The sequence below is a fragment of the Ottowia sp. VDI28 genome, from assembly GCF_049532675.1.
Taxonomy (GTDB): domain Bacteria; phylum Pseudomonadota; class Gammaproteobacteria; order Burkholderiales; family Burkholderiaceae_C; genus Ottowia.
This window is the reverse complement of sequence record NZ_CP149820.1, coordinates 1,676,060-1,694,628: the sequence shown is the minus strand read 5'-3', so window position 1 is coordinate 1,694,628 and position 18,569 is coordinate 1,676,060. Positions and strand designations below refer to the sequence as shown.

At 63.5% G+C, this 18,569-nt stretch carries 16 protein-coding genes and 3 pseudogenes; 14 read left to right on the top strand and 5 right to left on the bottom strand.

Translation table 11 applies throughout. The features are described from left to right. Positions 1–20: 20 nt before the first annotated feature. Both WJU18_RS07980 and WJU18_RS07975 read right to left on the bottom strand, forming a co-directional pair. On the bottom strand, positions 21–1,478 hold the full coding sequence (locus WJU18_RS07980; RefSeq protein ID WP_423459564.1) for an aldehyde dehydrogenase family protein: 1,458 nt from the start codon (positions 1,476–1,478) through the stop codon (positions 21–23). 57 nt (positions 1,479–1,535) lie between these two features. Continuing rightward, a complete protein-coding gene (locus WJU18_RS07975; protein ID WP_423459563.1) occupies positions 1,536–2,744 on the bottom strand; it encodes an iron-containing alcohol dehydrogenase family protein in 1,209 nt (402 codons plus the stop codon). A gap of 67 nt (positions 2,745–2,811) precedes the next feature. Between WJU18_RS07975 and WJU18_RS07970 the strand changes: the two genes are divergently transcribed. From WJU18_RS07970 to WJU18_RS07960, 3 genes and pseudogenes are all read left to right on the top strand, one after another. Next, positions 2,812–3,636 carry an IclR family transcriptional regulator gene (locus WJU18_RS07970; protein WP_423459562.1) on the top strand — a complete coding sequence of 275 codons (825 nt, stop codon included), beginning with the start codon at positions 2,812–2,814 and terminating at the stop codon, positions 3,634–3,636. Then, positions 3,633–3,872: pseudogene (locus tag WJU18_RS07965) on the top strand (nitronate monooxygenase); the annotation flags it as partial. The gene WJU18_RS07970 and the pseudogene WJU18_RS07965, both read left to right, overlap by 4 nt. Positions 3,873–4,011: 139 nt before the next feature. Then, complete coding sequence (locus WJU18_RS07960) at positions 4,012–4,668, top strand: NAD(P)H-dependent flavin oxidoreductase (RefSeq protein ID WP_423460962.1); 657 nt, start codon at positions 4,012–4,014, stop codon at positions 4,666–4,668. Between the two features lie 22 nt (positions 4,669–4,690). Here WJU18_RS07960 and WJU18_RS07955 read toward each other — a convergent pair whose 3' ends face one another. After that, on the bottom strand, positions 4,691–5,425 hold the full coding sequence (locus WJU18_RS07955; protein WP_423459561.1) for a GntR family transcriptional regulator: 735 nt from the start codon (positions 5,423–5,425) through the stop codon (positions 4,691–4,693). A 298-nt stretch (positions 5,426–5,723) separates the two neighbouring features. Here WJU18_RS07955 and WJU18_RS07950 point away from each other — a divergent pair, with 298 nt between their 5' ends. The 11 genes and pseudogenes from WJU18_RS07950 to WJU18_RS07900 all read left to right on the top strand — a co-directional run bounded on the left by WJU18_RS07950 (position 5,724) and on the right by WJU18_RS07900 (position 16,678). Then, complete coding sequence (locus tag WJU18_RS07950; RefSeq protein WP_423459560.1) at positions 5,724–7,046, top strand: Rieske 2Fe-2S domain-containing protein; 1,323 nt, start codon at positions 5,724–5,726, stop codon at positions 7,044–7,046. An 11-nt stretch (positions 7,047–7,057) separates the two neighbouring features. Next, a pseudogene (locus WJU18_RS07945) lies at positions 7,058–8,496 on the top strand (glutamine synthetase family protein). 18 nt (positions 8,497–8,514) lie between these two features. After that, the gene (locus tag WJU18_RS07940; protein WP_423459559.1) at positions 8,515–8,838 is read left to right on the top strand and encodes a 2Fe-2S iron-sulfur cluster-binding protein; all 324 of its coding nucleotides are present in this window, start codon (positions 8,515–8,517) and stop codon (positions 8,836–8,838) included. Beyond that, positions 8,838–10,085: an NAD(P)/FAD-dependent oxidoreductase gene (locus WJU18_RS07935; RefSeq protein WP_423459558.1), complete on the top strand. Its 1,248-nt coding sequence runs from the start codon at positions 8,838–8,840 to the stop codon at positions 10,083–10,085. The genes WJU18_RS07940 and WJU18_RS07935 overlap by 1 nt, the downstream gene beginning before the upstream one ends. 82 nt (positions 10,086–10,167) lie before the next feature. Further along, positions 10,168–11,352 carry an ABC transporter substrate-binding protein gene (locus tag WJU18_RS07930; RefSeq protein ID WP_423459557.1) on the top strand — a complete coding sequence of 395 codons (1,185 nt, stop codon included), beginning with the start codon at positions 10,168–10,170 and terminating at the stop codon, positions 11,350–11,352. 57 nt (positions 11,353–11,409) lie between these two features. After that, positions 11,410–12,270: a branched-chain amino acid ABC transporter permease gene (locus WJU18_RS07925; protein ID WP_423459556.1), complete on the top strand. Its 861-nt coding sequence runs from the start codon at positions 11,410–11,412 to the stop codon at positions 12,268–12,270. 139 nt (positions 12,271–12,409) lie between these two features. Then, positions 12,410–13,377: pseudogene (locus WJU18_RS07920) on the top strand (branched-chain amino acid ABC transporter permease). Continuing rightward, entirely contained in the window at positions 13,374–14,156 is a 783-nt protein-coding gene (locus tag WJU18_RS07915; RefSeq protein ID WP_423459555.1) for an ABC transporter ATP-binding protein, read from the top strand. The pseudogene WJU18_RS07920 and the gene WJU18_RS07915 overlap by 4 nt, the downstream one beginning before the upstream one ends. Then, positions 14,149–14,865, top strand: coding sequence for an ABC transporter ATP-binding protein (locus WJU18_RS07910; protein ID WP_423459554.1), 717 nt, complete (start codon positions 14,149–14,151; stop codon positions 14,863–14,865). Before WJU18_RS07915 ends, WJU18_RS07910 begins: the two co-directional genes overlap by 8 nt. Before the next feature lie 53 nt (positions 14,866–14,918). Then, positions 14,919–15,587, top strand: a complete 669-nt coding sequence (locus tag WJU18_RS07905; protein WP_423459553.1) for a type 1 glutamine amidotransferase — start codon at positions 14,919–14,921, stop codon at positions 15,585–15,587. Positions 15,588–15,820: 233 nt separating this feature from the next. Continuing rightward, on the top strand, positions 15,821–16,678 hold the full coding sequence (locus tag WJU18_RS07900) for a MaoC/PaaZ C-terminal domain-containing protein (RefSeq protein WP_423459552.1): 858 nt from the start codon (positions 15,821–15,823) through the stop codon (positions 16,676–16,678). A 22-nt stretch (positions 16,679–16,700) separates the two neighbouring features. Here the strand turns inward: WJU18_RS07900 and WJU18_RS07895 are convergent, their stop codons facing one another. After that, complete coding sequence (locus tag WJU18_RS07895; RefSeq protein ID WP_423459551.1) at positions 16,701–17,483, bottom strand: enoyl-CoA hydratase/isomerase family protein; 783 nt, start codon at positions 17,481–17,483, stop codon at positions 16,701–16,703. Then, a complete protein-coding gene (locus tag WJU18_RS07890) occupies positions 17,480–18,301 on the bottom strand; it encodes an SDR family oxidoreductase (RefSeq protein WP_423459550.1) in 822 nt (273 codons plus the stop codon). The genes WJU18_RS07895 and WJU18_RS07890 overlap by 4 nt, the downstream gene beginning before the upstream one ends. Positions 18,302–18,569: the final 268 nt, after the last annotated feature.

The following is an 18,569-nucleotide window of genomic DNA, read 5'->3' as shown; positions in this document are numbered from 1 at the left end:
ATTGGTAAAAAGATCCGGATCTACACGCTCATGTCGTACTTGACGTTCTTGAGCTGCGTGTTTTCATAGATGGCTTCGAGCCCTCGCTCCTTGCCGATGCCTGATTGCTTGTAGCCACCGAAAGGCGCGTCGAACGAAGTCCGCACCCCGGTGTTGATGGCCACGCTGCCCGACTGGATGCCTCGTGCCATGCGCAAGGCGCGCCCGCCATCGCGGGTAAAAAGAACGGCGGCCAGGCCATAGCGGGAATCGTTGGCGATGCGCAAGGCCTCGTCCTCATCGCGAAAGCTGATGACCGATTGCACCGGGCCGAAGATTTCGTCCTGCGCCGACTGCATCCGAGCCTGCGAGTCCATCAGCAGCGTCGGCTTGACGAAGAAGCCCGTCTCCGCCGCACCCGACAGGGAGCCGTACTGCACAGGCCTGGCTCCCTCCTCGCTCGCGATGCGGATGTATTTCTCCACACGCTGCTTCTGCGCGGCACTGACCAAGGGCCCCATCTCCGTGGCGGGGTCTTCGGGGGAGCCGATGCGGATGGCATCGAGCCGCTCCTGCACGCGGTCCAGGAACTCGCGCTTGACCGACTCCTGCACCAACAGGCGGGTACAGGCAATGCATACCTGGCCCGAATTCTTGATGAGATCTCCGGCCGCCACCGCGACGGCCTGCTCCAGCGGCGCATCTTCGAAGACGATGAGCGGAGACTTGCCTCCCAGCTCCAGCGTCACGCGCTTGACGTCGGCAGCCGTGGAAGCCACGATGCGCGAACCCGTGACGGTGCCTCCCGTGAACGACACGCGCGACACCAGCGGATGCGTCACGAGCCGCTCTCCCACCGTCGAGCCCGGTCCGTTGACCACGTTGACCACGCCTGGTGGAAAACCGGCTTCCTCGAACAACCGCGCCAGGACCATGGTAGAGAGCGGCGTCACTTCCGAAGGCTTGAGAATCACCGTATTGCCCGCCGCCAGCGCCGGCCCGAGCTTGTTGACGGTCAGCGTCATCGGGTAGTTCCAGGGCATGATGAGCGCGCACACGCCCAGCGGCTCGCGGATGGTGAAGTTGAGCACGTTGTGGTTGCCGACCGGAATGGTCTCACCGCGCACGGCAGGGATGATGCCCGCGAAATACTCCAGCGAAGAAGGCATGGCCTTGAGCGAATCCAACGAATGCGTGATGGGCTTGCCCACATTCAAGGTCTCGATCCAGGCGATCTTTTCGCGATCGCGCTCGAACAAGGCAGCCAACCGCCGCAGCAGCCGGCCGCGCTCGGCGGGAGTGGTCTTGCGCCAGTGCGCCTGATAGGCCTCGTGGGCCGCGAGCACGGCGGCATCCACATCGGCCTCGGTGGCTTCATACACCTGGGCCAGCACCCGCCCAGTGGCGGGGTTGAGCGTGTCGAAAGTGCGGCTTTGCGCACCGGCGCGCCAGCGTTCACCGATCAGCAGTTCGTAGGGCCGTGAGTCAATAACGTTCATCAAATTCTTTCTTGGAGCGCGAATGCGCTTTTTGCACGCGCTTTTTTTCACGCGCTCTTATGCCGCCATTTGCAGATACAGCGACTTGATTTCCTCGTGCGCAAGCACACGCGGGTTGAGGGGCATCGACGCGCTTTGCCGGGCTTGCACGGCCAGCAGTTCAGCGTCTTCAGGCAAGAGACGCAGATCGGGAAAGCGCAAGGAGATCCGTGCCCGTGCGGCCAGTTCCTCCACCGCGCCGATCAGCGCCAGGGCATCGCGCCGCTCATCACCGGTATCGGCCACACCCAGCGCGCGCGCAGCTTCCGCGTAGGGCCTGGCTGCGGTTTCGGCCGTATAGCGGGACACCACGCTGAACACAGGCCCGAGAACCTCCGCATGGGCCATGTGCACCCGGGATTCGAGCGGCGTGCACATGGCATGCACCGCATCGACCTTGTTCATGCCAATGGCCACACCCGCCATGTAGGCCCCCATCTGCATATCGGCGCGGGCCTGCAGGCTCGCCGGCGCTGCCAGAACGGCGGGCAGCGCCTTCATGCACAGCCGCAGCGCTTGCAACGCCATGGCCTTGCCTACGGGGCAGGGATCCGTATTGACCCAGGCCCCCAACGCATGCAACACCGCATCAAAACCGCCTTGGGCCGTGGGCCCGAAAGGCAAGCCGAGCGTCAATTCCGGTTGCAGCGCCACCAGCGCCGGCCGGGTGCGCGTGGAACGAAACAGGCGCTTGCGGCCGCCATCACCCTGAATCAGCGCGGCAGAACTGCTTTCACTGCCCGTTCCAGAGGTTGTCGGGACCGCAAGAAAAAGCGGATCATCCGGCGTGGTGGCGGCCTCCAGCCAAGCCTGCCCTTCCAGCGTTTGCAGCGCCTCCACTTCCAAGCCGCTGGCCATGCATGCCAGCGTGACCTTGGCCACATCCATGACACTGCCACCCCCCACCGCGATCAGGCTTTCAGAACCCGATTCACGGCCCGCGCGAAGGGCATCGCGCACCTGCGCCAGACTGGGGTTGGACACCACGCCGCCGTATACCTGCCACTGCAACCCGCGCACATCAGCCAACGCAGCCTCCACGAAAGGGCCAAGTGCGGCCCACACACCGGCATCGGTCACGACCAGCGGTTTGCGCAACCGCTGTCCAGCCGCCCGAATGGCACGCACCAATGCATCACCGCCCCAGAAACAAGCGCCAGGCCATTCGATACGTCCGTGGGCCTGCGAAGAACCTGTCCCCGTGCCCTTTACATCCTTCTCATTCATCTATATAATTTGCAGTGCGAATTCATAATTCGATTAGTGAATTAATGTTAGAGGAGAGCACTTACCCATGTCAAGAGGTCCTGCATCCGCGCGCGCTCACACCCCATCCCAGGAAGAGGCCGCTGAACCCGATCGGCAATTCGTGACCGCGCTGGCCCGGGGTCTGGAAATCCTGCGCTGCTTCGACGCTGAACGGCGCACGCTCGGGACCACGGAAATCGCGCACCTCACGGGTCTGGCGCAGCCCACTGTCTGGCGGCTGTGCTACACCCTTCAGAAGACGGGCTTTCTCCATGCCGTTCCAGGCAAGGACAAACTGCAGCTAGGCATCGCGGCCATCGCCCTGGGAAGCGCCGCCCTGGCCGGCCAGGAGGCCCTGGAAGTCATCCGCCCGCTGCTTCAGGTTCTGGCCGACCGCTATCAGGTAGCGGTGGCCTTGGGGCGGAGGGACGGCAACAGCATCGTGTACCTGCTCAGATGCCAAGGCAACTCGCCGCTCCTGATGAACCTGCGGGTGGGCTCGCGCATCCCCCTCTTCCACAGCGCCATCGGCTGGTCTTACCTGGCCTGCTGTACCCCGCAGGAACGCGACGAGCTGCTCGAAACGGCACGCGCCGACGGCCAGCTCGGCGACGAAGCCGAGCAGCAAGCCATGGCCAATGCCATCGCTCAATACCCGGAGCGCGGCTTCGTCTATCACGAACGCCCCATCCACCAGATCAATACGGTGGCCTCGACCATCGAACTGACCGCCGGCGAGCGCTATGTGGTGAGTTGCGGGGGGCCAGCATCGCTGCTGCCCAAGTCGCTGATGCTCGACGAAGCCGGTCCGTTGCTCCGGCAGTTGGCCACTGACCTTCAACCTATTCTGCTCATGGGAAGACACATATGAACGCGCGCATCTCCACCAACCCCGAACTGGATGCGCCGATCCCGGAACGTTGGCCCACGCGCGTGACCGAACTGCTCGGCATCCGCTGGCCCCTGCTCCTGGGCGGCATGATGTGGCTGTCCGATGCGCGCCTGGTAGCCGCCATGGTGCGAGCAGGCGGCATGGGCTTCATCACGGCGCGCAGCCTGCGCACGGACGAAGACTTCCGGCAAGCGCTGCGGGAGTGCCGTGAACTGACTGGCGGGCAGCCTTTCGGCGTCAATCTCACGCTCTCCCGGCGCGCCTCCGGCAATGACTCGATGCCGGTACGGCTCAAGATTGCCTTGGACGAAGGCGTCCGCCTGTTCGAAACCGCCGGACTCCCCCACCGAACTGATGCCCATCTTCCGGGAAGCCAAAGCCATCGTGATCCACAAGTGCGCCCATGTCCGCCACGCAGTGAGCGCGCAAAACATGGGCGTCGATGCCGTCACCCTCGTCGGCATGGAAGAAGGCGGGCATCCAGGCAGCAACCAGCTCCCCACCTTCCTGAACGGCGCGTACGCGCTCGATCAGTTGCACATCCCGCTGGCGCTCGGTGGCGGCATCGGCCACGGCCGGCAGATTGCCGCCGCCCTGGCGCTAGGCGCCGATGCCGTGGTCATGGGCAGCGTCTTCACACCCGCGCTTGAAACACCTGCGCACGATGCCTACAAGCAGCGGATAGTAGCCACCGATGCCCACGGCACCCGCGCAGTCCTGGGCAGCCTGGGCGATACCTGGCGCGTGGTGGACAACGAGAATGCGCGCAAGGTGGCCGCACTCGAAGCCGCCGGAGCGCGTAGCCATGCGGAATTTGGCGCATTGATCAGCGGCGAGCGCACGCAAGCGCTGGCCTATCAGGCCGGCCAGCACGAAGAAGGCATGCTGTCCATGGGCCCCGCTGTCGGTTTCGCACGCGCCGTAGAACCAGTGGCCGACATCGTCCGCCGCCTGCAAACGGAATGCATGCAGGCCAGCGGCCGCTTTCGGGCCATGCTGGCTTCAACCTGACCTTAAGGTCTTACGAGGAGCCTCAGCCGCGCCCCTGCCCAGCCACCAGGCGCATGCCCGGCATGAGCTCGGCAGCCAGTTCCGGCCGTTCCAGGGCGTAGTCGAGGTTCATCCGCGCGATTTCCACGTGCTCCTCCCCTAGCGCCTGCGCGCGCGAACCCTGGCCGCGCTCGATGGATTGGACGATGGCATGGTGCTGGCGATGCGCCTGCTGCATCCACTGCTGGCCCTCGGTCATTGACGATTGCATGGGCAGCATCGAGCTGGGCGCTGCAAAGGGCTGGCCGCGCAACTGCTCCATGATGCGCTTGAGCGACGAGTTGCCGCATCCCTCGATGATGAGGCGGTGAAACCGGTCGTTCATTTCCACATAGGCCGCGTAATCATCCAGTTCCATCTGCGGCTTGTTGACGGCCTTGTCGCCGGCATCCAGGCAGTCGTGCAGTTCGCGCAGCAACTGCCTGGGCGCGCCCTCCTCGGCCAGGAGCCTTGCCGCGAACCCTTCGACCATGCCGCGCACGCGAATGGCATCCGCGATTTCGCGGGAAGTGAAACGCCGCATCTGATAGCCGCCTACCGGCGAGGGCTCGATGAGGCCTTCGTGCTCCAGGCTTCCCAGCGCCAGCCGCACAGGCGTGCGCGATGCGCCCAGCCGTTCCGCAAGAGGAATCTCCGCAAGGCGCTCCCCCGGGACGAACTCGCCCTTGAGGATCATGTCCCGCAATTGGACCAAGACCCGAGATTGTTGTGAGTCCATTTCTACCGCCTGCTACGAAGATGCATTTGTCTCTTTATCCATTGTGATCCCAGCCTCTGCACACACCAAAACAGGCAACCATCACCCTGCATGCAACTCTGAGCCATCCATCAAATCATAGCCGCTTAATTTCGCCTCAACCTTCTTTCACCGCTCTGTTTTTCGATCAAAACATAAGTATTTACCCTATATTTTTGAGATTTAAGTTACAAAACCATTGACCAGGATCAATCAACAAAAGAACAATGCACGCCGTTGCATGCAATAGCGTGCACTCAATATTTTTTAGGAATTTCCCATGATCAGCGCAGAAAAGAACGACCTGTTGACCCGTGTCGGGCCCGATATGCCTGCAGGCCAGCTCCTTCGCCGCTACTGGCAGCCGGTGGCCTTGACCGAGGAGCTGCAAGGGCCGCGTCCGCTCAAGCCAGTGAAGCTCATGGGCCAGGATTTCGTTCTGTTCCGCGATCAGCAGGGAAATCTCGGCATGCTGGACCGTGACTGCCCCCACCGTGGCGCGGATCTGGCCTTTGGCCGCCTTGAAAGCGGCGGACTGCGGTGCGCCTTTCACGGCTGGCTGTTCGACGCCTCGGGCAAGTGCCTGGAGACCCCGGCCGAACCCGCGGGCAGCAAGCTGTGTACCCGAATCCAGCAGCCTGCCTATCCAGTCGTTGAAAAGAGCGGCATCATCTTTGCGTACATCGGTGAAGGCGAGCCACCCGCCTTCCCGGATTTCGACTGCTTCGTCGCCCCCGACAGCCACACGTTCGCCTTCAAGGGGCTGTGGGAGTGCAACTGGCTGCAGGCCCTCGAAGTCGGGATCGACCCCGCGCACGCCTCGTTCCTGCACCGGTTCTTCGAGGACGAAGACACCTCCGAGAGCTACGGCAAGCAATTCCGCGGCGCTTCGGCCGACTCCAAGATGGCCATCACGCAGGTGCTGCGCGAATACGACTGCCCGGAAATCCGTGTCGAGCAGGCGCCTTACGGTATGCGACTCACCACGCTGCGCAAGCTCTCGGAAGAGCAGACCCATGTGCGCGTGACGAACCTCATTTTCCCGCAGGCCTTCGTCATTCCGATGAGCAGCGAGATGACCATCTCCCAGTGGCATGTACCCGTGGACGATACGCACTGCTACTGGTATGCCATCTTCACCAGCTTCACCGGTCCGGTCGACAAGCAGCAGATGCGCGACCAGCGCCTGGCCACCATCGAACTGCCGGGCTACACCTCGCGCAAGAACAAGCGCAACCACTACGGCTACAGCGTGGAGGAGCAACTCACCCAGACCTACACGGGCATGGGCATGGATATCAACGTGCACGATCAATGGGCGTGCGAATCCATGGGGCCGATCCAGAACCGCACCCGGGAACACCTGGGGACCACCGACAAGGGCATCATCGCCTACCGCCGCCTCCTGCAGGAAGCCATCGAGCACACGCTGGCCGGCCAGCCGGCCCTGATGCAGCCCGACGCGGCGCAAGCCCGCACGCTCACGGGTCCTCGTTCCATCGACGGCGTGGCCGATGCCGCCAAGGTGGAATCCTATTGCCACGACGCCGACCTCGCCCGGCGCCAGGGCAGCGACTGGGCCTCCGCGCGGCTGACTGCCTGAGCACCCCCATCATGGAAAGCTTTGTCGAATGCTTCGGCCTGTGGTCCGCGGACCAACGCCAACAGGCCAGTGACATCATGGGACGCCTCAAGGCAGGTGAGATGGACGTGGTCCGCTTCGCCTGGCCTGATCAGCACGGAGTGCTGCGCGGCAAGACACTCGTGGCCGATGCTGCCCTGAGCGCGCTGTGGGATGGCGTCAACCTGACGTCCACCTTGCTGGCCAAGGATACTTCTCACCGGACGGTCTTTCCGGTGTTCTCGGCTGGCGGCGGCTTCAATGATCCCAGCATGCAAGGCGGCGCCGATTTCAAGATCGTGCCCGATCCGGGCACCTTCCGCATGCTGCCCTGGGCACCGCGCACCGGCTGGATTCTTTGCGATGCCTATACGCTGGACGGCCATCCGTGCCTTTTCGGCACCCGCCAGATCCTGCAGCGCGCCATCGCCGGGCTGGATGCCCTGGATCTCGAATTCGTGGCCGGCCTCGAGGTCGAATTCCATGCGTTCAAGCTGGAGGCGCAAAGCCTGAGCCTGGAGCACTCCGGGCAACCCGGCAAGCCGCCGGAAGTGTCATTGCTCACGCAAGGCCATCAATACCTGACGGAGCTACGCTACGACAGCGTGGAGCCGCTGATGGACTTGCTGCGCTCTCAACTGATCGCGCTGGGGCTCCCCCTGCTCTCGCTGGAGATCGAGTTCGGCCCCAGCCAGTTCGAGCTGGTCTTCGGTCCCACGGCAGGCCTCGTGCCGGCCGACACGATGATCCTGCTGCGCAGCGCCATCAAGCAGATCTGCCAGCGCAACGGCTACCATGCCACCTTCATGTGCCGCCCGCGCATTCCCAATGTGATGTCCAGCGGATGGCATCTGCATCAATCCCTGCGCAGCAAGATTGATCGCCGCAATGCCTTCATCCCTTCGCAGGACGACGCCGCGCTGAGCCCCCTGGGCATGCACTACCTGGCAGGCCTCAAGGCGCATGCGCGCGGCTCCGCCCCCTGGCCAGCCCCACCATCAACGGCTACCGCCGCTATCGTCCCTTCTCTCTGGCGCCCGACCGTGCCATCTGGGCCCGCGACAACCGGGGCGCCATGCTTCGCGTGCTCGGCGGTGCCGGCCAGAACGCCACGAGGATCGAGAACCGCGTGGGTGAACCCACGGCCAACCCGTATCTGTACCTGGCCTCCCAGATCTTCTCGGGTCTTGACGGCATCACCCGCCAGCTCGACCCCGGCCCTTCGGCGGATGCACCATACGAAACCGCCGCCGACCAGTTGCCGCGTTCCCTTTCCGAGGCGCTCGCGGCCCTGCGCGCCGACACCGTCCTGACCGAACGGCTCGATCCGCGCTTCGTCGAGTACTACTGCCACATCAAGGAAGCGGAGATCGCCCGCTTCAACCTCGAAGTCAGCGAGTGGGAACACCGCGAATACTTCGATATGTTCTAAGCCTGAAATTCCGCCACCATGCCCACGATCCACTACATCCTCAAGGACGGCAGCACGCGCAGCATCGACGCAAAAGCCGGCGCCAGCGTGATGGAAACCGCCATCCACCACAACGTGCGCGGCATCGAAGCCGAGTGCGGCGGGTGCTGCTCCTGCGCCACCTGCCACGTCTATGTCGAAGACACTTTCATGAGCCAGTTGCCTCCTCCCGACGACATGGAGAACGAGCTGCTCGACGGCGTGGCGTCCGACCGCCAGCCGGGCAGCCGCCTCAGCTGCCAGATCGTCGTCACACCCGAGCTCGACGGTCTGACGGTGCGCATCCCCGAAAGGCAGGTCTGATGAGCGCCCATCCTGCATCCGCCTCCGCGCTCGTCATCGTCGGTGCGTCCTACGCCGGCACGCAATTGGCGGCCAGTCTCCGGGACCTGGGCTTCGACGCCCCGATCGTCCTGCTGGGCGAGGAACGGCATGCACCCTATCAGCGCCCTCCCCTTTCCAAGGGCGTGCTGACGGGAAAAACCTCCCTGGACGCGCTGCCTCTGCGAGGAGCTGACTTCTTCGAGAGCCAGGGCATTGATCTTCGCCTGGGACGCCGTGCCATCGCGCTCGATCCCGGTGCGCAAACCCTGGCGCTGGACGACGGCAGCACCTTGAAATACGGCTCGCTCGCGCTGGCCACCGGCGCGCGCTGCAGGTCCTTGCCTGTGCCCGGCAGTGAGCTGGGCGGCGTCTTCAACCTCCGTACGCTCGAAGACGCGCTGCGCGTATCGGATGCGCTGTCCAGTGCCAAGCGGGCCTGTGTGATCGGTGGCGGATTCATCGGGTTGGAAGTCGCCTCCGCGCTGGCCGCGCGGGGCGCCGCCGTGACCGTCGTGGAAAGCCAGCCGCGGCTGCTCGCGCGCAGTTTTCCTCCGCTGATGTCGGACTATCTTGCCGAAGCGCACCGCCAGCGCGGCGTGGAGCTCTTGCTCGGCCACGGCGTGCGTGCCCTCGCCGGCAGCAACGGCCAAATCACCCATGTCGAACTGGACGACGGCCGCCGGATCGATTGCGACATGGCCGTACTGGGCATTGGTGTACAGCCCAATGTGGAGCTCGCCCAACAAGCAGGCATCGCGTGCGACAACGGCATCCTCACCGATGCGCTGGGCCGTACCAACGCGCCGAACGTGCTTGCCATTGGCGACGTCGCCAATGCCGAACTGCCCGCGGTCCCCGGAGGACCTGGGCGCATGCGGCTGGAATCCATCCAGGCGGCCAACGACGGCGCGCGCGCCGCGGCAAGCGCCTTGGCAGGCGAACCCCAACCCTTCGAAGGCGTGCCCTGGTTCTGGAGCGACCAGCACAATCTCAAACTGCAGATGGCCGGGCTCCCAATGCCTGGCGATGAGGTGGTCATGCGCGGCGACAGGCAGACAGACCGGTTCAGCCTGTTCTACTTGCGCGATGGCACGATCGCGGCCTCGCACTCCGTCAACCGGCCGGCCGAACATATGCTGAGCCGGAAGCTGATCGCCAAACGCGTGCGGATCGATCCACGGCAGTTACAGGACGAATCGGTCGACCTCAAGACTTTTCAAGGGTAAGCCGGCAATTTCAGCGGCCCCAACATCACCCGCCTCCATAACCATTTTCGCCGGTTCGCCGGCCAACCCCAGGAGTTCCCCGATGAAGATGACCAAGAGAACATTGCTGGGCGCAGCCATTCTGGCCTGCGCCACCGCACAGGCACCGGCCTTCGCGCAGAACGCGGTGCGGATCGGATTGATCGCCACCTATTCCGGCCCCTATGCCGACTACGGCCGCCAGTTCGACGCCGGCATCGCGCTGTACCTGAAGGAACACGGGGGCAAGGTCGCGGGCCGTCCGGTCGAGATCATCAAGAAAGACACCGCGGGGCCCGCGCCCGATGCCGCCAAGCGCATCGCTCAGGAGTTGATCGTGCGTGACAAGGTCAACGTGCTTACGGGCCTCGATTTCAGCCCTAACGCCTATGCCGTTGGCGCAATTGCCACCCAGGCCAAGATTCCTACTATCGTGATGAACGCAGCCTCCTCCGCGATCACGACCAGCTCGCCCTACATCGCCCGCCTGTCTTTCACGGTGCAGCAGGTCACGGATCCGATGGCGCGCTACATGCTCAAGCAAGGTGTGAAGGAAGCCTATACGGTGGTCGCCGACTACGCGTCAGGCCAGGATGCGGAAACCGCGTTCAAGAAGGCCTTCACGGCCGGCGGCGGCAAGGTGGTCGGCGGAGTGCGCACGCCCATGAACAACCCCGACTTCTCCGCCTACGTGCAACGCATCAAGGACGCCAAGCCCCAAGCCGTGTTCTTCTTCTTCCCCTCGGGTGTCATGCCTCCGGCCTTCCTCAAGGTCTGGAAGGAACGCGGCATGGAAGAAGCCGGCATCAAGCTCTTCGCGACCGGCGAAGCCACTGATGACAGCTTCATGGAAGCCACGGGCGATGTGGCCCTCGGCCTGGTCACCAGCCACCACTACTCCTATGCGCACCCCAGCGCCAAGAACCAGAAATTCGTGAAAGACTTCGAGGCGCAATTCGGCACTTCGCTGCGCCCGAACTACTTCGCCGTGACCGCCTACGATGCCATGGCGGCCATTGATCAGGCGCTCACCAAGACCAAAGGCGATGTCTCGGGCGACAAGGTCATGCAAGCGCTCAAGGGCATGGCCTTCGAGAGCCCGCGCGGCCCGATCGAGATCGACGCCGCCACGCGCGACATCGTGCAGACGGTCTACATCCGCAAGACCGAGAAGGTCGGCGGCAAGCTGGTCAACACGGAATTCGACAAGTTCGAGCGCGTCAAGGATCCGGCCAAAGAAGGCCAGTAACCCCGTGATGCCGAAGGCGCTCGCGCGCCTTCGCTCAGGGCACCTGCACAACGCTTTATGGGAATCGTTATCTTCGACGGAGTCGCCTACGGGATGCTCCTGTTCCTGATCGGGGTGGGGTTGTCCATCACGATGGGGTTGATGAACTTCGTCAACCTCGCGCATGGCAGTTTTGCCATGGTCGGCGGCTATGCTGCCAGCATCCTCATGAGCCGGATGGGGCTGGGTTTCTTCCCGTCCCTGGCGGCCTCTTTCGCCGCGGCAGCGCTGATCGGCGCTCTGCTGGAGTTCACTCTCTACCGGCGCCTGTACCGCGCCCACCCCCTGGATCAGGTATTGCTGTCCATCGGGCTGGTGTTCGTCTCCATCGCGGCCTTCACCTGGGGCTTCGGCCCGTCGATGCAACCGTTCTCGCTGCCTTCCTACCTGGAAGGTCAGTTGACCATCGGCTCGCTTTCCGTCGGCCGCTATCGCCTGTTCCTCATCGTGGCCGGCGTGCTGGTGCTCACGGGACTGCTGCTCGTGCTGGGCAAGACGCGCTATGGCGCCATGGTGCGCGCCTCGGTGGACAACCAGCGCGTGGCGGGCGGCACGGGCATCCATGTGCAGCGCCTGTTCTTCCTGACTTTTTCATTGGGCTGCGGCCTCGCAGGCTTGGGTGGCGCCTTGAGCCTGGGTGTGCTGGGCCTGGAGCCCAGCTTTCCGCTGAAGTATCTCGTCTACTTCCTGATCGTGGTGTGCGTCGGCGGCGCGGGCACCATCGTGGGTCCTTTCATCGCCGCGCTGCTGGTGGGCATCGTGGACGTGGCCGGAAAATACTATTTCCCTGAAGCCGGCGCCTTTCTCATCTACGTGTTCATGATCGTCATGCTGCTGCTCAGGCCGAACGGCATCGTCCCCCGGAAAGGTCTGAAGTGAAATCTCCCCCTGAGTCGCTTACGCGCCCTCCCCCACAGGGGGACGCACCCAGTGGCCTGGCAGAGCCAGCTCCGCGGGTGCCTGCGCATGGCCTGCTCCGCGGCCTTTTGCCTATGCCCCCTTCTCCCTCTGGGTTGTGATGAAAAATACCTTGACGCTCACACCGCAAAGGCTGCGCGCGGCCGAAATCGTCTTCTGGCTCGCATTGGCCAGCAGCTTCTTTCTGCTGCCCAATCAGCTCACGTTGATGAGCCAGATCCTGATCTTCGGCCTGTTCGCGGTGTCGCTGGACATGGCTCTGGGCTATGCCGGCATTCTTACCGTCGGCCACGCCGCCTTCTTCGGTGCCGGCGCCTATACAGCGGGCTTGCTCGCCAAGCACGGCTGGGGCGAGCCCATCAGCGGCCTGCTCGCGGCCCTGCTCGTCTGCGCCGCGCTTGGCTATGTGCTCAGCTACCTGGTGGTCCGCGGCGCGGATCTCACGCGGTTGATGATCACCATCGGCGTCTGCGTGCTGCTGGCCGAGCTGGTCAACCGGCTCTCCGGTATCACGGGGGGCACCGATGGCCTGCAAGGCATGATGGTGTCACCTGTGCTGGGCCTGTTCGAGTTCGACCTGTTCGGCAAGACCGCCTTCATCTACTCCTTCGTGGTCGTGCTGCTCATGTTCCTGCTGGTGCGCCTGGTGCTGCGCTCCCCTTCGGCTTGGCGCTGCGCGGCATCCATGACAGCCGCAAGCGCATGCTGGCCATCGGCTCGCCGGTCGAGTCGCGCCTGCGCATGGCCTATGCCTTCTCGGCCGCGGTGGCCGGCGTTGCCGGTGCGCTGCTGGCGCAGACCACACAATTCGTCGGCATCGAATCCATCAGCTTCAACCGCTCCGCCGAAGTGCTGATCGTTCTGGTGCTTGGCGGAACAGGGCGGCTGTATGGTGGCCTGATAGGCGCGCTCGTCTACATGCTGGTGCATGACTGGTTCGCCGACATGAACCCGCAATACTGGATGTTCTGGCTCGGCATCTTCCTGATCGCCGCAGTCATGCTGGGGCGGGGCGGCATCATGGGCGCGCTTTCCCGCCGCGTCCGGATCGAGGAGCCCACACGATGAGCCGCGCGCACGCATTGCAAACGCAGGATCTGGGCATCAGCTTCGGCGCCTTCCATGCCGTGGCGAACGTGAACCTGACTCTGGAGCCAGGGGCCCGCCAAGCCTTGATCGGCCCCAACGGGGCCGGCAAGACAACGCTCATCAACCTGCTCACGGGGGTCTACCGGCCCACCACCGGCTCGGTGCGCCTGGGCGATCAGGACATCACGGCCGCCACCTGCGACCAGCGTGCCCGCCTGGGCGTGGTGCGCACCTTTCAGATCAACACGCTGTTCCCCACCCTGACGCCTCTGCTTTCGGCCGTCCTGGCCATCAGCGAGCGCGAAGGGCTGGGGGCCACCTGGTGGCGCCCCTTGAAGCGGTGCACGCATGTCTTCGATGAAGCGCACGCGCTCCTGGCGCGTTTGCGCCTCGACGATCTGGCCAATGTGCCAGTGGCTCAGTTGGCCTATGGCAAACAGCGCCTGCTCGAGATCGCGCTGGCCTTGGCCGCCCGCCCCCGCATCCTGCTCCTGGATGAGCCCGCTGCTGGCGTGCCTGAAGACGAAAGCGGCGAACTCTTCGAAGCCATCGCAGAACTTCCACAGGACATCAGCGTCCTTTTCATCGAACACGACATGAACCTCGTCTTCCGATTTTCACGGCGCATTTCCGTCCTGGTGGCCGGCCGCATCCTCACAGAGGGCACCCCCGCCGAGATCGGCCAGGATCCCCGGGTACGCGAGGTCTACCTGGGCAGCAAGCACATCGGCACGCACACGGAGGCGCCACATGTCTGAACAGCTCGCCTTCGACACCGTCACGGCGGGCTACGGAAACGCGGTGGTGCTGGACCGCCTGCAGTTCTCGATCGCAGAAGGCCAGAGCCTGGCCATTCTCGGACGCAACGGCGTGGGCAAGACGACCTTGCTCGAAACACTCATGGGCAATACCCGCGTCATGAGCGGCGCGATCCGTTGGCGCGGCAAGGACATCACCCGCTGGGCCCCGCATCAGCGCGTGCGCGCGGGCCTCGGCTGGGTCCCCCAGGAACGCGAGGTCTTCCCTTCGCTCACCGTGGAGGAGAACCTCACGGTCGTCATGCAGCCGGGCCCGTGGAATCTTGAGCGGGTATACGGCTTTTTCCCGCGCCTTCGCGAACGGCGCGGCAACTATGGCAACCAGCTGTCTGGCGGCGAACAGCAGATGCTGGCCATCGGCCGTGCGCTCATGACCAACCCAGCCCTGTTGCTGCTCGACGAACCGATGGAAGGCCTTGCCCCCATCATCGTCGAAGAGCTGGCCCGCTCGATCCGGCGCCTTTGCGAAAATGAAGGCCTTGCATCGATCGTGGTGGAGCAACATCCCGTGCTCGCGCTGGAAATGACCCACCAGGCCATCGTCCTTGAACGCGGCACCGTGGTGCATGCCGGCCCCAGTGCCGACCTGGCCCGCAATGGCGTGCTGCTGGACAAATTGCTGGGCGTTGAGCTCAGGGAGGCCGCATAGCGATGAAGCCCATTGCGGTTTTTCAGCACACAGAGGTTGGAGCCCCCGGCACTGTGGTCCCGATTCTGGAATCGCTCGGCCGCACGGTACGCGTAGTCCGCATCGTCGACGGCGAGCCCGTGCCCGAGAGCGCTGAGGCCTTCGGCGGCCTCGTCTTCATGGGCGGCTACATGGGCGTACATGACGATCTGCCCTGGATCCCGCTTGAGCTTGCGCTCATTCGCGATGCGGACGCGCGAGGTCTGCCAGTCGCGGGGCATTGCCTGGGCAGCCAGTTGGTAGCGCTGGCCCTTGGCGGCAGCGTTGCGCGGCATACGGCCCCCGAGATCGGCTGGCAGCCGCTGCAAACGGGAACCAGCGAACTCTCCCACGAGTGGTGGGGTGAATTCGCGGCGCGTCAGGTACAGACGTTTCAATGGCACGGAGACACGTTCCAGCCGCCGCCCGGGTCGCAGCAGATTGCCTCTAGCGCGCACTGCGCCAACCAGGCCTTCGTGTTGCGTGGCCGCCATCTGCTGCTGCAATCCCATCTGGAAATGACACCCGAACTCGTGGCACTCTCCCTCCAGCGCAACGGAGAACAACTCAAGCGCCAGTTTGCCCTGGGCAACCCTGCGGTGAGCGATCCCGCGGACGCCTCCAATAACCTGGAAGCCCGCACAGCCAGCATGAGCGCCATCCTGTCGCGCCTGTACGCACGCTGGGTGCGCGGCTGCGCCTGACTGCAAGCGCCAGAAGTACGGGCGCTTCCCGCCAAGACAACGGCATATCCGGTGCGGGCTCGCAAATTAGTTTGCAAGGATACCAAATGCTCAACTATGATATGTTTTCAAGTCGATATCTGAAGGCACATCCTTATTGATGCCACACCGGCACACGCACTTGCATGCTGGTGTTCCAGATACCTTGTTGAGAAGCCCCTTCGGCGAAATTTCAAGCATCACAGGAAACAGCAATGAATCTCGAAGCCATTCAGCAGCGTCAGTTTGCGCCGGTTGAACACCATCTGACGCGCCGCGACACCATGCTCTATGCGCTGGGGCTGGGCTATGGCTCCGATCCGCTGAATGCGGCGCAGCTCAAGTTTGTGTATGAAGAAGGCCTGCAAGCTGTTCCCTCGATCGTCAACGTGATCGCGCATCCGGGCTTCTGGGCGCGCGAGCCGGAACTCGGCATTGACTGGCTGCGCTTGCTGCATGGAGAGCAAAGCTTCCAGATCCATCGGCCCGTTCCTGTCGAAGGTCTGATTCGGGGCGAGTTCCGGATCGATGCCGTGCAGGATCTGGGCGCGGACAAGGGCGCCAAGGTCTACCAAACCAAGAGGCTCTACGATGTGCAGTCGGGTGATCTCATTGCGACGCTGGGAACTGTGCTGTTCCTGCGCGGCGATGGCGGTCAAGGCGGCTTTGGCGACGTCCCCCCACAGCCCGAGCCGCTGCCTGAGCGCGCCCCGGACCTGTCCGCCAGCTTTCCCACGCTGCCTCAGCAAGCGTTGATATACAGATTAAGCGGCGACTACAACCCCATCCACGCCGATCCGGCGGCAGCTTCCAAGGGAGGCTTTCCCGCCCCGATCCTTCATGGCCTGTGCTCGCTCGGCTTTGCGACACGCGCCATTCTCCAGGAGTGTGCCGGCAACGATCCTGTGCGCCTGAAATCGCTGTCGCTGCGCTTTTCCAAACCGGTATTCCCAGGCGAAACACTGGCCGTCGAGATCTTCCGCGAAGGCGCCGGACGCTTCTCGTTCCGCTGCCGCGTGCCCGAGCGCGATGTGATCGTGCTGGATCGCGGACGCGCCGAAGTCTCGCCATAAAGCCGCGCCGCAAGCCGCATGCTCACCTCCCCTGAAAGCGGGGGCGGCGCTTCTCCTTGAGAGCGGCCACGCCTTCGGCCAGATCGTTTGTACTGAAAGCCACCGCCTGCGCCAGATCTTCGCGCAGCAGGTGGCTGTCGAAGCTGTCGTGGAGTGTTTGAGCCAGCATAGCCTTGGTCAGGGCCGTCGCGGCTGTCGGGCCTTCCGCCAATTCGCGCGCCAGCGCCCTCGCCTGCGCCATCAGCTCATCGTGCGGCACTACACGGCTGACCATGCCGCTGGCGTCAGCGCCAGCGGCGTCGATACGGCGGTTGGTCAACAGGAAATCGCGCGCCTTGGGCAGCCCGACCGCGCGTGTCAGGTAATACATCAGCCCCGCATCGGGAACGGCGCCAATTCGTGGAAAGCCGGACATGAACCAAGCGCGGTCAGAAGCCAGAACGATGTCGCCCGACATGGCCAGACCGACCCCGGCACCGACCGCGCCGCCATTGACCGCCGTGATAACGGGCTTCTCGCAACTGTGCAGCAGACGCAGAAACGCATGCGTCACCGAGATGATCCGCCGGGTATTGAGCGGTGAGGGGTCGCTGCCCACCACGCGCAGATCACCGCCCGCACTGAAAAACTCTCCCGCGCCAGTAATGATCACCACCTTTTGCCGCTCGTCCGCCACAAACTCCTGCGCCAGTTTCAGCAGCGCTTGCTTGATCTCGGCGGAAAACGGATTGCGTTCGGCTGGGCGGTTGAGAGTCCAGCAAGCCACGCCGTTGGACACTTCGGCAAGAACCGCAGCCGTACTCATGCATTCGCCCCCTGCCGGGCATCTTCACGAGGGGTTGCCACGGGATCTCCTGCATAGCTGCGTCCGCCCAGCAATGCAATCCCGCCATCGACAGGAATATATGCGCCGGTAATGTAACTGGCCATGGGCGAACCCAGGAAGAGCGCCATGTGCCCGATATCCTCCGTCGTGCCCATGCGCCGCATGGGGATCCGCTGCTTGATATCGGACATCTTCTTGGCATCCACCAGCTTGTTGATGCCACCGGTATTTTCTATCGGGCCGGGTGAGATCGAGTTGACGCGGATGCCATGCTCCCCCCACTCCAGCGCAAGCACGCGCATGACCTGATCCAGCCCCGCCTTGGCGGCGCAGACATGCACCTGCATGGCCGAGGGAAAGGCCGACTGCGGCGCGGAGATGTTGATGAAAGACGCCCCTGGCTTGCGCGCGAAATCAAAGCCTGTTCGCATGACGTGAAACGTGCCTATCAGGTCGATATCGACCACCACTTTGAATCCGTTGGACGACAGATCCTGCGCAGGGCACAGGAAATTCCCGGCAGCGCCGGAAACCAGCACATCGAAGTCGCCATGTGCCGCATGGGCTTGCTGCATCGCAAGACGCACCTGCGCCTGATCGCGCACGTCGCCAACGGTCCCCAGCACCTGCCCGCCATGAGCCTGGAGTTGCTTCACCGCGCCAGCCACCCGGTCAGCGTTGCGGCTCATCACCGCCACCTTGGCACCAGCGCGGGCGTAACTCTCGGCGATCCCCAGATTGATGCCGCTGGTGCCGCCTGCGACAAACACCGAAGCGCCTTTGAAATCGAACTCCATGCCAGTTGTCTCCTTTCCTTCTTTTGAAAATGCCTCATGCCTCGCCGGAGGCATCCACGAACGCTGATTCGCACCCCATAAAGGTTATCAATAATACTTTATTCATGCATACAAATAAGTATGAAAATAAACAAAAAATTTTCAAGAACACCCGATGGGCTTGAGGGATGATCGTACAAGGGGGGCGCGCCCATTATTCTTATATAAGAACAATCATTTCTATAAAAGAATTATGGGAACGGACGCTTGGGCTGTCAACATGCTTCCG

Coding starts and splice junctions, on each gene's coding strand:
- WJU18_RS07980 (WP_423459564.1), bottom strand. CDS start 1,478: ATGAACGTTATTGACTCACGGCCCTACGAACTGCTGATCGGTGAACGC.
- WJU18_RS07975 (WP_423459563.1), bottom strand. CDS start 2,744: ATGAATGAGAAGGATGTAAAGGGCACGGGGACAGGTTCTTCGCAGGCC.
- WJU18_RS07970 (WP_423459562.1), top strand. CDS start 2,812: ATGTCAAGAGGTCCTGCATCCGCGCGCGCTCACACCCCATCCCAGGAA.
- WJU18_RS07960 (WP_423460962.1), top strand. CDS start 4,012: ATGCCCATCTTCCGGGAAGCCAAAGCCATCGTGATCCACAAGTGCGCC.
- WJU18_RS07955 (WP_423459561.1), bottom strand. CDS start 5,425: ATGGACTCACAACAATCTCGGGTCTTGGTCCAATTGCGGGACATGATC.
- WJU18_RS07950 (WP_423459560.1), top strand. CDS start 5,724: ATGATCAGCGCAGAAAAGAACGACCTGTTGACCCGTGTCGGGCCCGAT.
- WJU18_RS07940 (WP_423459559.1), top strand. CDS start 8,515: ATGCCCACGATCCACTACATCCTCAAGGACGGCAGCACGCGCAGCATC.
- WJU18_RS07935 (WP_423459558.1), top strand. CDS start 8,838: ATGAGCGCCCATCCTGCATCCGCCTCCGCGCTCGTCATCGTCGGTGCG.
- WJU18_RS07930 (WP_423459557.1), top strand. CDS start 10,168: ATGAAGATGACCAAGAGAACATTGCTGGGCGCAGCCATTCTGGCCTGC.
- WJU18_RS07925 (WP_423459556.1), top strand. CDS start 11,410: ATGGGAATCGTTATCTTCGACGGAGTCGCCTACGGGATGCTCCTGTTC.
- WJU18_RS07915 (WP_423459555.1), top strand. CDS start 13,374: ATGAGCCGCGCGCACGCATTGCAAACGCAGGATCTGGGCATCAGCTTC.
- WJU18_RS07910 (WP_423459554.1), top strand. CDS start 14,149: ATGTCTGAACAGCTCGCCTTCGACACCGTCACGGCGGGCTACGGAAAC.
- WJU18_RS07900 (WP_423459552.1), top strand. CDS start 15,821: ATGAATCTCGAAGCCATTCAGCAGCGTCAGTTTGCGCCGGTTGAACAC.
- WJU18_RS07895 (WP_423459551.1), bottom strand. CDS start 17,483: ATGAGTACGGCTGCGGTTCTTGCCGAAGTGTCCAACGGCGTGGCTTGC.
- WJU18_RS07890 (WP_423459550.1), bottom strand. CDS start 18,301: ATGGAGTTCGATTTCAAAGGCGCTTCGGTGTTTGTCGCAGGCGGCACC.